This is a genomic window from Nocardioides sp. Z24_21, from assembly GCF_058134345.1.
Window position 1 is genome coordinate 66,994 of record NZ_JBYTTH010000006.1, and the last position, 13,151, is coordinate 80,144.

The window sequence follows — 13,151 nt, forward strand, 5'->3', positions numbered from 1 at the left end:
TAATGCCGATGCGACGGCAGGTGCCCCCCGGCCACACTGGTGCCGGACAGGGGAGGAACGATGCGAAGCGTCCTGAGCAGGAGCGCCCACGCCGACCAGCTCGAGGCCGAGGTGCGCGAGGCCATGTGCTGCGTCCCGACCGACCGGTGCTGGGAGTGCCAGGTCAAGCTGGGCGAGGTGCGGGCCGCGCGGCGCGACGCCGTGCTGCACTCGATGAGCATGGCCCGACCGCGGCGGCCGGCCTGGTGATGGTCCGCGACGACGGGCTGCTCATGAGAAGTCGACCGCGTCGCGCACGATCGGGCAGGTCATGCAGTGACCGCCGCCGCGGCCCCGGCCGAGCTCGGCACCCACGATCGTGATCACCTCGATGCCGGCCCGGCGCAGCAGCGTGTTGGTGAGCGTGTTGCGGTCGTAGGTGAACACCACCCCCGGCTCGAGCGCGACGGCGTTGTTGCCGCTGTCCCACTGCTGGCGCTCGGACTGGTAGACGTCACCGCCCGTGGCGATGACGCGCAACGACGCCAGGCCGAGCTCGCGCGCCACCACGTCGACGAACGGCGTCGTGCCCTCGTCGCGCACCTCGAGTCCGGGGGCCGCGTCAGCGGGCAGCAGGGTGAAGGTGTGCACCGCGTCCATGATGGTGGGGTAGAGCGTCACCACGTCGCGGTCGACGAACGTGAACACGGTGTCGAGGTGCATCGCCGCGCGCAGCTTGGGCATGCCCGCGACCACCACGCGGGTGGCCGCGCCCCGGTCGAAGAGCGCCTTGGCGACCTGGGTGATCGCCTGGCGCGAGGTCCGCTCGCTCATCCCCATCAGGACCACGCCGTTGCCCACCGGCATGATGTCGCCGCCCTCGAACGTCGCCTGCCCGCTGTCGCGCTCGGGGTCGCCCCACCACACGGTCGAGTCGACGTAGTCGGGGTGGAACCCGTAGATCGCCTTGTAGATCAGCGTCTCGTCCTTGCGGGCGCCCCAGTAGAGCGGGTTCATCGTCAGCCCGCCGTAGAGCCAGCACGTCGTGTCGCGCGTGTAGAGGGTGTTGGGCAGCGGGGGCATCAGGTACTCCCGCACACCGGTGGACTCGCGTGCGAGCGCGAGGTAGGGCGAGCGGTGCTCCTCGGGGAGGTCGCTCGTGGCCATCCCCCCGATGAGCAGCTCGGCGAGCCGGCGCCCGTCGAGCGAGTCGAGGTGGGCGCGGGTGGCGTCGACCAGGCCGAGGCCCACGCGGTCGGCGACGACCTTGCGGTCCAGCAGCCAGTCGCGCGCTCCGGGGACGTCCATCGTCTGCGCGAGGAGGTCGTGGAGCTCGACGACCTCGACGCCTCGCTGGGCGAGCTTGTTGACGAAGTCGGCGTGGTCACGCTGGGCGTTCTCCACCCACATCACGTCGTCGAAGAGCAGCTCGTCGCTGTTGGTCGGGGTGAGCCGTCGGTGCGCGAGGCCCGGCGCGCAGACCAGCACCTTGTGCAACCGGCCGACCTCGGAGTGCACGCCGTACGTCGCGGACTGGCTCATGATGCTTCCTCTCGATGGGTGCTCAGACGGTGATGCGACCGGTCCACAGGCTCACGACGCCCACGGCGCTGGCGACGACGATGACCGCGCAGAGCACCATCTCGGTGGGGGTGAAGATGCGACGCCCGTGCTCGCTGCGCGCCTTGACGTCGAGGACCGTCGCCGGGGCGAGGACGACCGTCATCAGCAGCACGAACTCGAGGCCCGCGGCGTCGAAGAGGAACAGCGTGTAGGCCGTGGCGACGCCTGCCACGACCGTCTCCCTGCGGCGCACCCCGGCGGGGACGCCCTCGTAGGCCTCGCCCGTGAGGCCGAGCTTGAGCGCGTACGCCGCGGCGAGGAAGTAGGGCAGCAGGGCCAGACTGGTGCACAGGTCGAGCATGAAGTTGAGTGCGTCGTCGAGCACCAGGGTGAGCGCGATCAGGCTCTGCACGGCCAGCGAGGTCACCACCAGCGCCGCGATCGGGGCACCGGCCGCGTTCTCCTGGCCGAGGAGCCGCGGGAGGTCCTCGTTGTGGGCCGGGATGTACATCACCTCCGCCGCCATCAGCGTCCAGGCCAGGTAGGCCCCCAGCACCGAGACGATCACCCCGGCGCTGATGAACACCTCGCCCCAGTCGCCCACCACCGACTCGAACACCCCGATCATCGAGGGCTGCCGGGTCGCGGCGAGCTCGGGCTGCGGGACGACGGCATAGCTCGACAGCGTGACGAGGGCGAAGATCGCGAGCACGCTCAGGAAGCCCAGCACGGTCGCGCGCCCGACGTCCTCGCGGCGCCGGGCGTAGCGCGAGTAGACGCTGGCGCCCTCGATGCCGAGGAAGACGAACGTCGTGACCAGCATCGTGTTGCGGACCTGCTCGTCCAGACCGCCGAGGTCGCCGTAGCCGTAGGCGGTCCAGTTGTCGGCGAACACCCCCGCGTCGAAGTAGAACAGCAGCACGACGACGAAGGTGAGGATCGGCAGGATCTTGAAGACGGTGACGATGCGGTTGATCACCGCGGCGTCGCGCACGCCGCGGGCGATCAGGTAGTGGAAGAACCACACCCCGGCGCTGCCGAGCGCGGCCGCCAGCAGGGTGTCGCCGTCGCCGAAGCCGTCGAAGAAGGCGCCCAGCGTCGCGGTGATGAAGACCCAGTAGAACGCGTTGCCGGCTGCGGTGCTGGCCCAGAAGCCGATCGCGGAGTTGAAGCCGGCGTAGTCGCCGAACCCCGCCTTGGCATAGATGAACACGCCAGAGTCGAGGTCGGGCTTGCGGATCGCGAGGGTCTGGAACACGAAGGCGAGCATCAGCATCCCGACGCCCGCGACCGCCCAGGCGATGAGCGAGCCGAGGATCCCGGTCGCCACGCCGAACCGCGCCGGCAGGGAGAAGACGCCGGCCCCGACCATGCCGCCGACCACCATCGCGGTCAGCGTCGGCAGGCTCATCGTCGCGACCGCGCCCGCGGGGGGCGCCTCGCTCGGCGCGCTCATGGCGCCGGCGCACCGGCCGGCGACGGCCGGCCGGCGTCTGGGGCTGTTCCAGCGCGCACGAGGACCCCCGAACGGTCACCACCCGTACGGGTGACCTAGGTCCTGCTCAGGCTAGGGTCCGCGACTGCCCGTGTAAATGTCCGCGCGCGAGTGGTCGCGGGGGGAGGTGCCTCAGAGCGACGCGAGCCAGTCGTCGATCGGGACCGCGCCGTCGCCGAGGACGAGGGTCCTGCCGTGGGCCCGCGGGTCGTCCAGCACGGCGAGGATGACCTGCGCCACCAGCTCGCGCGAGGTGGTGTCGCCGTCGCCGGGGCGGGCGTCGGGGTTGACCGAGCGGCGACCGGGCTCGAGGGTGAGGGGACCGGGCCCGAGGACGGTCCAGTCGAGCCCCGAGGCGCGCAGGTGCTCGTCGGCGGCGATCTTGGCGTCCTGGTAGACCCGGAACGGGTCGTCCTCCGCCACGAGCGAGTCGCGGTCGGCGCCGGAGAACGACACCATCACGTAGCGCCGCACGCCCGCCGCCTGCGCGGCGTCCATCGAGCGGATCGCGGCGTCGCGGTCGACGGCGTACGTCCGCTGCGGGTCGCCGCCGCCGGCGCCCGCCGACCAGACCACCGCGTCCTGGCCCGAGAGCAGGTCGGTCATGGCGCCGGTGTCGGCGTCCTCGACCGACGCGACCAGCGCGGTGGCGCCCGTGGCCTCGACGTCCGCGACGTGGTCGGGGTTGCGGATCACCGAGGTGACCTCGTGACCGGCCTCGACCAGCAGGGGGGCGAGGAGCAGCGCGATCTTGCCGTGTCCGCCGATGATGGTGACTCGCATGGTCTCGACGCTACACACCGCGGGGTCGGATCCCCGTGTCCGTCGCGCATTTCCGGGCTCCGGCGGCCCCCGACTAGACTGGTCCGTCGGCACGGGCTCGCCCCGGGGCCGAGAGACGTTGACAACTCGACGAAGGCGGACACACACCACATGGCAACCACCAACGACCTCAAGAACGGCATGGTCCTCAAGATCGAGGGTCAGCTCTGGTCCGTCGTCGAGTTCCAGCACGTCAAGCCCGGCAAGGGCCCGGCCTTCGTGCGCACCAAGCTCCGCAACGTCGAGTCCGGCAAGAACGTCGACAAGACCTTCAACGCCGGCACCAAGGTCGAGACGGCCAACGTCGACAAGCGCACCATGCAGTACCTCTACAACGACGGCTCGTCCTACGTCTTCATGGACACCAGCACCTTCGAGCAGCTCGAGGTCGCCCCCGAGGTCGTCGGCGACGCGAAGAACTTCATGCTGGAGAACCAGGAGGCCATCGTGGCCACCAATGAGGGTCGCGTGCTGTTCATCGAGCTCCCCGCCTCCGTCGAGCTGCTGATCGCCGAGACCGAGCCGGGCCTTCAGGGCGACCGCTCCACCGGCGGCACCAAGCCCGCCACGCTCGAGACCGGCCACACCATCGCGGTGCCGCTCTTCATCACCACCGGCGAGAAGGTCAAGGTCGACACCCGCGACTCGTCCTACCTCGGCCGCGTCAAGGCCTGACGCCAGGTGTCTGCCCGCTCCAAGGCCCGCAAGCGCGCGCTCGACATCCTCTTCGCCTCCGAGCTCCGCTCGGAGGACCCCGTGACGGCGCTCGATCGCGCCATCGCGGAGGGGGAGGGGCCGACCAACGCCTACACCGCCACGCTGGTGCGGGGGGTGGTCGAGCACCAGGCGCGCATCGACGAGGTGCTGACGACCTACAGCAAGGGCTGGACGCTCAGCCGGATGCCCGCCGTCGACCGCAACGTCCTCCGCATCGGCGTCTACGAGCTGCTGTGGGGTGACGACGACGTCCCCGACACGGTCGCGGTGAGCGAGGCGCTCCACCTCGTGCAGGACCTCTCCACCGACGACTCGCCGGCCTTCGTCAACGGGCTGCTCGGCTCGATCCAGCGCGACCGGGCCAGCCTGGTCTGACCCCGGCCGGCGCGACGCCCCGCGCCGGCCTCACCCGCAGGGGTCAGCGCGTTCGCGGCGGGTCGTCGCGAGGTCCTAGGTTGAGCCCATGAGCGCTCCTTCCGACACCGCTGCGCAGGCCCACGAGAGCGACTGGCTCGACCACGCGATCCGGGCGGGGCTGGTCGCCTACGGGGTCGTGCACCTGCTCGTCGGGTGGCTCGCGCTCCAGCTCGCCTTCGGCGAGAAGGAGGACAGCGCGTCCAACGCCGGCGCCCTCCACTACCTGGCCCAGCAGCCGCTCGGCGAGGCGCTGGTGTGGATGGTCGCGGTCGGCATGGCCCTGCTCGTCCTGTGGCGCCTGCTGGAGTTCGGCTTCGGCTATCGCGAGGAGTCCGACGACGCCAAGCGCTGGCGCAAGCGCGCCACCTCGCTGGGCAAGGCCGTGCTCTACGGGGCCATCGGCTGGAGCGCCGTCCAGACCGCGACCGGCTCCGGGGGTGGCAAGGGCGGCACCGACTCCACCACCGCCAAGCTGATGGACCTCCCCGGCGGCCAGCTGATCGTGGGCGTCGTCGGTCTGGCGGTCATCGCGTACGGTGGCCTGCTGGTGTGGCGCGGGTGGACCGAGAAGTTCCGCGAGCACCTCGACGCCGAGGGGCAGGCCGGCAAGGACGGCTCGGTCTACGTCACGCTCGGCAAGGTCGGCTACATCGCCAAGGGCATCGCCATCGCCATCGTCGGCGGACTGTTCGTCTATGCGGCCCTCACCCACGACCCGGAGAAGTCGGGCGGGCTCGACCAGGCGCTGCAGACGGTGCTCGAGCAGCCGTTCGGGCAGGTGCTGCTGACGATCATCGCCCTCGGCATCGCGTGCTACGGAGCGTTCTGCTTCGCGCGCGCCAAGCACCTCTCCCGCTAGCGCCTGCGGCCCGCCCCCGTGGGCGTGCCGGACGCGACTGCCAGGGCGGTGGCGACCATATGGTCGCGCACCTGCTCGGCGGTGACCCGGCTGATCCGGGGCACCCCCGGCTCCTCCTCGGAGACGAGCATCGCCACCCGACCGAGCTGGAGCGTGCCGAGCCCGCTGGCGTAGAGCATGTTGGCCAGCAGCCCCGGGTCGTCGACCTGGAAGTCGCCGCTGTCCGCCCCCGCGGTGATGGTGCGGGTCAGCACCGAGAGACAGCCGCTGATCGCCTGCCCGAGGCGGTACAGCGCCCCCTTGCCGACCTCCTCCAGCAGGTCGCCGCCAGGGCGTCGCATGATCGCCTGTGCGCAGTCGACGAACGCCGGGTGGGCCAGGCCGTAGTCGACGAAGGCCTCGACCAGGCGCACGAGCTGGTCGCGCGGGTCGGACGTCGTCGCCGCGGCCCGCTCCAGCGCCACCCGCAGCTCGTCGAGGTACTGCACCAGGGTGAGGCCGAAGAGCTCCTCCTTGCCGGTGAAGTGGCGGTAGATGATGGCGCGGTTGATGCCGACCGCCCGGGCGATGTCCTCGATCTGCGCGTCGCGCACGCCCCGCTCGTCGAAGAGTCGACGGGTGGCGCCGATGATCTCCGCCTCGCGCTGCCGCCGACGGTCGGCCGCGGTGCCACCCCGCTCGGTGCCGGTGCCGGTGCCGGTGCCGGTGCCTGGCGTCGGCTCGGTGGTCATGATGGTCAGTCTAGGTAGGTCGCGCCGCGGCGCCGTTGTGGTTCGATGGACGGGTGCTGGTCGTCGCCGCTCGTCGTCCCGTCCGCCGTGCGGTCGTCCTGGTCGTCACAGTGCTCGTCGCCGCGCTCGCCGTCACCGCAGTCACCGCGCTCGGCGCGCTGGCGGCGCCCGTCGGGGCCTCGGTCGCCGTCGACGGTGGCCGCTTCGCCGGCACCGCGCGGTTGCCGGGCTGCTCCGGTGCGGTCGTGAGGTGGCCCGCGGCCCTCGACACCGACCCGGCCGTGGTGCTCACCAACGGTCACTGCGTCCGCCGTCCCTTCCTCGGCGCCCGTGAGGTGCTCGTCGACGAGCACCGCCGCACCCCGGTCGACCTGCTCGACGGGCGCGGCGAGGTGGCGCTGTCGACGCGCGCGGTACGCCTGCAGTACGCCTCGATGTACCGCACCGACGTCGCCCTGCTGACGCTGCGCCGGACCTACGCCGACCTCGCCGCGGCGGGCGTCACCCCGCTCTCCCTCGCCGAGGCCGGGCCGGCGCGGGGTGACCGCGTCCGCATCCCGTCGGGCTACTGGCGCGAGCAGCGTGCCTGCAGGACCGCCGGGACGGCGTACCGCCTGCACGAGCAGAGGTGGGACTGGTGGGACTCGATCCGGTTGCCGGCCCGCGGCGGCTGTGCCATCCGCGGTGGCTACTCCGGGTCGCCGATCGTGTCGCGCGCCACGGGGCTCGTGGTCGGGATCGCGAACACCGCCTGGGTCGGCGGTCGCCGCTGCGTCGACTCCGCCTGCGAGGAGAGCCGCCGGGGACGCGTCGTCCTGCGCGAGCACATGAACTACGGACAGCAGACGTGGTGGCTGCTCACCTGCCTCGATGCCGGGCGCACGTTCGACCTGGACGTGCCGGGGTGCCGGCTGCCCCGCCCGGCCGCGACGGCCACCGGGGCGGTCACCGCGAGCTAGACCACCTGCCGCCGCGAGTGTGATCCGCGTCATCCTTCGGCACGCGTGTCGTCCGTTTCGCGGACGGCGCCGGCTGGGCGCTCCTATCTTCTGTGGCGCGTGGGCGCGATGGTGCCCTGCGCGCCCATGACCCCCAGCGAAAAGACAGCGCATGCGTGCCCTCCCGACGTCTCGTCGAAGCCCCCACAGTCGTACTTCCACCAGGAGGCTCGGGATCGCACTGGCCACCAGCGTGGCCCTGACCGGCCTGACCGCCTCGGTCGGCACGACCTCGGCGCTCGCCGCCCCCGCGCCGGACCCGGTCACGTTCTCCGCGGGCGTCGGGCCCTACTCCGGCGTCGTACCCAACGGTGCCTGCTTCGTCGACGTCCGGGTGACCGGTGGCGCCGGTGGGCACAACATGGTCGGCGGCATGAGCCAGCCCGGCGCCAACGGTGCGGCCGCGCGGATCAGCGCCCGATTCGCCGTCGTGCCCGGTGAGTCGTTCGGCGGCGTCGTGGGTGGCGGCGGCGCGCAGGTCCGCACGGCTGGCAGCAACGGCGGCGGCAACGGCGGCCAGCTCACCGGCTCGAACCAGATCCACCCGGGCGCCGGCGGCGGCGGCTGGACCTCGCTGCAGCTCGACGGCGACGACGTCGTGGTGGCCGGCGGTGGCGGCGGCTCCGGCGGCGGGCACTCGCTCACCCAGGGTGGCGGCGGCGACGCCGGTCTCCCCTCCGCACCCGGCGTCACCGCTGGTGGGAACGGCGTCGACGGTCGCGACGAGCCGGCGCAGACCGTCGTCGGCGCCGGCGCCGGTGGTGGTACGGCCGGTCCGGGGGCAGGCGGCGCGAGCAGCGCCGACGCCGTGCGGAGCGGGACCCCGGGCGTCGGACGCACGGGCGGCAACGCCGGTCCCGACAACACCCCCGACACCGGCGGTGGTGGTGGCGGCGGCTGGTTCGGCGGCGGCGGCGCCGCCTCGACCGTCGGCAACGGCAACGGCGGCCTCACCAACGGCGGGGTCACCGGCGCGGGAGGCGGCGGCGGCGCGAGCTTCGTCGCCGTCGAGAGCCCGGGCCTGACCGGGTTCCCGGTCGCGAGCGTGAGCTCGGTGGCCGTGGGTGAGCGGGCGACCGCGGGCGACGGCCAGGCGGGCGACGTGGTCCTCGACTGGGTCCCCTGCGACTACGACCTCGCGGTGACCAAGTCGGTCGACGACCCGACTCCGGCGCCGGGCGACACGGTGACCTGGACGGTCTCCGTGACCAACAACGGTCCCGACCCGATGACCCGCGGTGATCTCGTCACCCTCGAGGACACCCTCCCCGGTCCCGGCGACAAGACGATCACGTCGGTCGACGTCACCGGCGGCAGCAACGACCGCGCCCTCGCCCGCGGTGCGGTCACGTGCGGCGTGGCCGTGGGCGACCCGATGCCGGGCTCGATGACGTGCGGACGCCCGTACGTCGATGGTGTGGCCAGCTCTCCCGACTCGGGGTTCCGGGGCATCGACCAGGGGGAGACCATCACGGTCACCTACACGCACGAGATCCCGACGGGCACGCCCGGCGGCACCATCATCGAGAACGTCGTCAGCACCACCGATCGTGGGGCGGCGGCCGACAACAGCGCCGAGGCGGAGCTGACCGTGACCGCCGGACCGCCGGTCGCGACCGACGACACCCGCAACACCCCGTTCAACACCCCGGTGACGCTGCCCGGTGCGGCCAACGACGACCCGAGCGACCCCGGCACGCCCATCGTGCCGACGTCGACCGTCTTCACCAGCCCGGCGGCGACCAACGGTGGCAAGACCCTCGTCACCGCTGAGGGCACCTGGCAGGTCAACGCCGACGGCACGGTCACCTTCACGCCGGCGGCCGGCTACGTGGGCACCACCCCGCCGGTCGAGTACCGGATCACCGACGCCGCAGGTGGCACCGACACCGCCGACCTGGTCGTCACCGTGCGGCCCGGCCCCGTCGCCGCGCCCGACACCCGGACCACCCCGCAGAACATCGACGTGACGCTCGACCCGCTCCCCAGCGACACCCCGGGGCTGCTCGCCGACGGATCCGCGGGCAGCTGGGACGAGACCTCGGTGGTCTTCCCCGCCGGCCCGAACCCCGGCACCGTGTCCGGCGGTGGCAGGACGCTGACGGTGCCCGGTGAGGGCGTCTACACGATCGACCCGGTCACCGGTCAGGTCACCTTCGACCCCGAGCCGCAGTTCACCGGACAGGCCGCCTCGGTGACCTACACGGTCACGGACACCGTCGGCAACGACGCGACGTCGACGCTGACGATCACGGTGGAGCCCATCGTGCCGGTGGCGAACGACGACACCGCCACCACGCCGTACGGCACGCCGGTGACCCTGCCGGCCGTGACGGACGACGCGGCGGGTGCCTCGTCGGCGCCGCTGGTGCCCGGCGCGACGGTCCTCACCAGCCCGGCGGCCACCAACGGCGGCAAGACCCTCGTGACCCCGCAGGGCACCTGGCAGGTGAACCCCGACGGCTCGGTGACCTTCACCCCGGCGCAGGGATTCACCGGGACCACCGCGGCGGTGGAGTACGAGATCCGCGACAGCAACGGCACGACCGACACGGCGCTGCTGACCGTGACCGTGCGTCCGGCGCCGACGGCCCAGCCCGACACCGGCACGACCCCGCACGGCACCCTTGTCACGGTGACCGTGCTGCCGAACGACACCCCCAGCCCGCACGCTGACGGGACACCTGGCGCCTGGGACCCCACGACGGTGGTCTTCACCTCGCCCCACGCCACCAACGGTGGCAAGACGCTGACCGTCCCCGGTGAGGGTGTCTACACGATCGACCCGGTGACGGGCGCGATCACGTTCGTCCCCGAGCCGGACTTCGCCGGCCAGGCGACCTCGGTGGACTACCGGGTGAGCGACACCAACGGCAACCCCGTGCGCTCCACCGTGACGATCACCGTGGCCCCGGCCGTGCCGGCCGCCCCGCGTGACGACGTCGACCTCGTGCTCGCCAAGCGCGCGGTCGGTGGGTCGCAGGTGAAGGTCGGCGACTCGGTGCGCTACCGGCTCACGGTGCGCAACAAGGGCACCGACGCCGCGTCGGGTCCGATCACGCTGCGCGACCCGCTGCCCGAGGGGCTCGAGCTGGTCTCGGCCAAGGGCAAGGGGTGGACGTGCAAGGTCCGCCTCCGCGCCGACACGGTCACCTGCGTGCGTCAGAAGGGCCTGGGAGCCGGCAAGAAGGCGGCGCCGGTGTTCGTGGTCGCGACGACGACGGGGGTTGCCGTGGGCCGGGTGGTCAACGTCGCCACGGTGCGCGTCGCCGGCGAGTCGGTGCGCTCCAACAACAAGGGCCGGGCAGGCATCACCGTGGTGCCGGCCCAGCTGCCCGCGACCGGGTTCCGGCTCCGGCCGCCCGGGGCGTGATCGGGTGAGGCTCGCGAGGCGACTCCACCTGGCCCCGCGAGCCGTCCTCGTCCACGGGGTCGTGCTGGGCGTCGCACTCGCGGCGTCCGGCGCGGCCCCGTGGGGCGTCCCGGCGCACGCCGATCCGGCGCGCGTCGAGGCGCAACGAGCGCAGCACCCGTGCGCGGCGGTCGACCGGGCGTTCCGTCCGACCGGCCTGGCGGTCGACGGCGTCGTGGGTCCGACCCGGGTGCTCGCCCGCGGGCAGGACAGGTACGGCGTGCCCACGCCCCCGCCCCTCACCGCGCGCGGCCGGTGGCAGCTCGCCTGGGACAAGCGCGCCGGGGTGCGACCCGGCGACGACACCGGCGTGGTGCGGCTGACCGCGCACACCTACCCCCGCGACCGCGCGCGACAGGACGCCCCGGCGCTGGGCAACCTGCTGCTCGAGCGGCTGCGCCCCGGTGCCCGGCTGCGGGTCTCGGGGCCTGCCGGGACGGTCCTGTGCTACCGGGTGACGCGGCGCCAGCAGGTCAGGGCCGACGCGACGCTCTCCGGCTTCTACGACACCGCCGGCAGCCCGCGCCTGGCGATCCTCGTGTGCTCCGGCACCCGGCGTGGTCCTGGCGACTGGACGCACCGCACCATCTGGTACGCCACGCCCGAGGTCACGAGCTGACCGACGCCGGCGAGCCGTAGGCCCTGACCATGTCGATGGTGTCGGCCTCGTCGGGCCGCTTGTCGTCGCGGTAGCGCAGCACCCGGGCGAACCGGAGCGCGACGCCGCCGGGGTAGCGCGTCGAGCGCTGCACCCCGTCGAAGGCGATCTCGACCACCTGCTCGGGGCGCACATGGACGACGTGGCCCTCGCGGTGGGTCTCCAGCTCCAGGAAGCGCTCGGTCTGCCACGCCAGGAGCTCGTCGGTGAGGCCCTTGAACGTCTTGCCGAGCATCACGAACCCAGTGGGTGACGACTCGTCGCGGGCGCCGAGGTGGAGGTTGGACAGCCAGCCCTCGCGCCGGCCCGAGCCCCACTCCACGGCGAGCACGACCAGGTCGAGGGTGTGCCGCGGCTTGACCTTGACCCATGCCGAGCCGCGGCGGCCCGCGGCGTAGGGGGCGGACAGGTCCTTGAGCACGACGCCCTCGTGGCCGGCTGCGAGCGTCTCGGCGGCGAAGGCGGCGGCCGCCTCGGGGTCGGCGGTCACGAGGCGGCGGACGCGGTGCTGCTCGGGGACCAGCGCGTCGAGGGCGGCGAGGCGCTCGCGGCCGGGGGAGTCGAGCAGGTCCTGACCGTCGACGTGGAGGACGTCGAAGAAGTGTGGCGTGACGGCGACGCCGGTGTCCTGCGCGGTGCGGCTCGCGGTGTCCTGGAAGGCCAGGGGTCGTCCGTCGTCGGAGAGCGCGAGCGCCTCGCCGTCGAGGACGAAGCGCTCCGCGGGGAGGGAGCGGGCCACGTCGACGACCTCCGGCAGTCGGCCGGTGATGTCGTCGAGGCTGCGGGTCACCACCAGCACGACGTCGCCGTCGCGGTGGACCTGGATCCGGATGCCGTCGAGCTTGGCGTCGATCGCGACCTCGGTCTCGCCGTCGGGGGACAGGGCGGCCATCGCTGCGGCGACGTCGGGTGCGCTGGAGGCGAGCATGGGCATGACCGGGCGGCCGACCTCGAGCCCGATCGCGGCCAGCGCCTGCGCGCCGTCGAACGCCGCCCGCGCGGCCGCGACCGTGGAGCCGGCGAGCATGGCGGCGCGGCGCACGGCGGTCAGGGGCACGCCGGCCACCTGGGCCACCGCCTCCTGCGTGATGGCGTCGAGGGCGCCCTGGCGGACGTTGCCGGTGACGATGGCGCGCAGCCACCGCTGCTCGGCGGCGGTGGCGCGCCCGAAGAGGTCGCCCACCGCGGCACTGCGGGCGAGCTGCGACCCCGCGCCCGACAGGTGCGACATCGCCTCGAAGGCGGCGTCGACCTCCAGCACCGTCAGCGACGGCTCGTCGGCGGGGGAGGGGAGGTCACTGACCCCGCGCCAGCCCAGGCCCGTACGACGCTGCCGCAGCGTGCCGCCCAGGTAGGACACCACCACCTCGAGCTCGGCCGGCTCCACCCGCGCGAGCAGCTCGGCGAGCGCGGCCACCTTGGCCTTGCGGGACCGGGTGGCGGCCACGGCGGCGGAGGTGGCGACGAGCTCGGCGAGCAGCATGCGTCCATCCTGCCGCC

Annotated in this window: 12 protein-coding genes; 7 read left to right on the plus strand and 5 right to left on the minus strand. The window is 73.1% G+C overall.

All coding sequences use genetic code 11. The features are described 5' to 3' along the window. Nucleotides 1–60: 60 nt before the first annotated feature. Nucleotides 61–249 carry a hypothetical protein gene (locus AC3X7Z_RS17665; RefSeq protein ID WP_186341164.1) on the plus strand — a complete coding sequence of 63 codons (189 nt, stop codon included), beginning with the start codon at nucleotides 61–63 and terminating at the stop codon, nucleotides 247–249. 21 nt (nucleotides 250–270) lie between these two features. On the opposite strand, the gene AC3X7Z_RS17670 is transcribed toward AC3X7Z_RS17665, so the two are convergent. The 3 genes from AC3X7Z_RS17670 to AC3X7Z_RS17680 all read right to left on the minus strand — a co-directional run bounded on the left by AC3X7Z_RS17670 (nucleotide 271) and on the right by AC3X7Z_RS17680 (nucleotide 3,820). Further along, a complete protein-coding gene (locus AC3X7Z_RS17670; RefSeq protein WP_489976752.1) occupies nucleotides 271–1,521 on the minus strand; it encodes an arginine deiminase in 1,251 nt (416 codons plus the stop codon). Between the two features lie 22 nt (nucleotides 1,522–1,543). Further along, nucleotides 1,544–2,998 (minus strand): basic amino acid/polyamine antiporter, encoded by a 1,455-nt coding sequence (locus AC3X7Z_RS17675; protein ID WP_489976753.1) that lies wholly within the window; start codon nucleotides 2,996–2,998, stop codon nucleotides 1,544–1,546. Between the two features lie 171 nt (nucleotides 2,999–3,169). Continuing rightward, a complete protein-coding gene (locus AC3X7Z_RS17680) occupies nucleotides 3,170–3,820 on the minus strand; it encodes an SDR family oxidoreductase (RefSeq protein ID WP_489976754.1) in 651 nt (216 codons plus the stop codon). A gap of 150 nt (nucleotides 3,821–3,970) precedes the next feature. On the opposite strand from AC3X7Z_RS17680, the gene efp reads away from it, so the two are divergent. From efp to AC3X7Z_RS17695, 3 genes are all read left to right on the plus strand, one after another. Then, nucleotides 3,971–4,534 carry an elongation factor P gene (gene efp / locus AC3X7Z_RS17685; RefSeq protein WP_489976755.1) on the plus strand — a complete coding sequence of 188 codons (564 nt, stop codon included), beginning with the start codon at nucleotides 3,971–3,973 and terminating at the stop codon, nucleotides 4,532–4,534. A 6-nt stretch (nucleotides 4,535–4,540) separates the two neighbouring features. Further along, entirely contained in the window at nucleotides 4,541–4,951 is a 411-nt protein-coding gene (gene nusB / locus AC3X7Z_RS17690; RefSeq protein ID WP_489976756.1) for a transcription antitermination factor NusB, read from the plus strand. Nucleotides 4,952–5,039: 88 nt separating this feature from the next. Further along, nucleotides 5,040–5,852: a DUF1206 domain-containing protein gene (locus tag AC3X7Z_RS17695; RefSeq protein ID WP_489976757.1), complete on the plus strand. Its 813-nt coding sequence runs from the start codon at nucleotides 5,040–5,042 to the stop codon at nucleotides 5,850–5,852. On the opposite strand, the gene AC3X7Z_RS17700 is transcribed toward AC3X7Z_RS17695, so the two are convergent. Beyond that, nucleotides 5,849–6,583, minus strand: coding sequence for a TetR/AcrR family transcriptional regulator (locus AC3X7Z_RS17700; RefSeq protein ID WP_489976758.1), 735 nt, complete (start codon nucleotides 6,581–6,583; stop codon nucleotides 5,849–5,851). The genes AC3X7Z_RS17695 and AC3X7Z_RS17700 overlap by 4 nt on opposite strands. 53 nt (nucleotides 6,584–6,636) lie before the next feature. On the opposite strand from AC3X7Z_RS17700, the gene AC3X7Z_RS17705 reads away from it, so the two are divergent. The 3 genes from AC3X7Z_RS17705 (at nucleotide 6,637) to AC3X7Z_RS17715 (ending at nucleotide 11,612) form a co-directional block, all read left to right on the plus strand. After that, on the plus strand, nucleotides 6,637–7,542 hold the full coding sequence (locus tag AC3X7Z_RS17705) for a S1 family peptidase (protein ID WP_489976759.1): 906 nt from the start codon (nucleotides 6,637–6,639) through the stop codon (nucleotides 7,540–7,542). A 232-nt stretch (nucleotides 7,543–7,774) separates the two neighbouring features. Beyond that, nucleotides 7,775–10,954 (plus strand): Ig-like domain-containing protein, encoded by a 3,180-nt coding sequence (locus AC3X7Z_RS17710; protein WP_489976760.1) that lies wholly within the window; start codon nucleotides 7,775–7,777, stop codon nucleotides 10,952–10,954. A gap of 4 nt (nucleotides 10,955–10,958) precedes the next feature. Then, complete coding sequence (locus AC3X7Z_RS17715; protein ID WP_489976761.1) at nucleotides 10,959–11,612, plus strand: class F sortase; 654 nt, start codon at nucleotides 10,959–10,961, stop codon at nucleotides 11,610–11,612. Here the strand turns inward: AC3X7Z_RS17715 and AC3X7Z_RS17720 are convergent. Then, complete coding sequence (locus tag AC3X7Z_RS17720) at nucleotides 11,602–13,134, minus strand: ATP-dependent DNA ligase (RefSeq protein WP_489976762.1); 1,533 nt, start codon at nucleotides 13,132–13,134, stop codon at nucleotides 11,602–11,604. The genes AC3X7Z_RS17715 and AC3X7Z_RS17720 overlap by 11 nt on opposite strands. Nucleotides 13,135–13,151 lie beyond the last annotated feature (17 nt).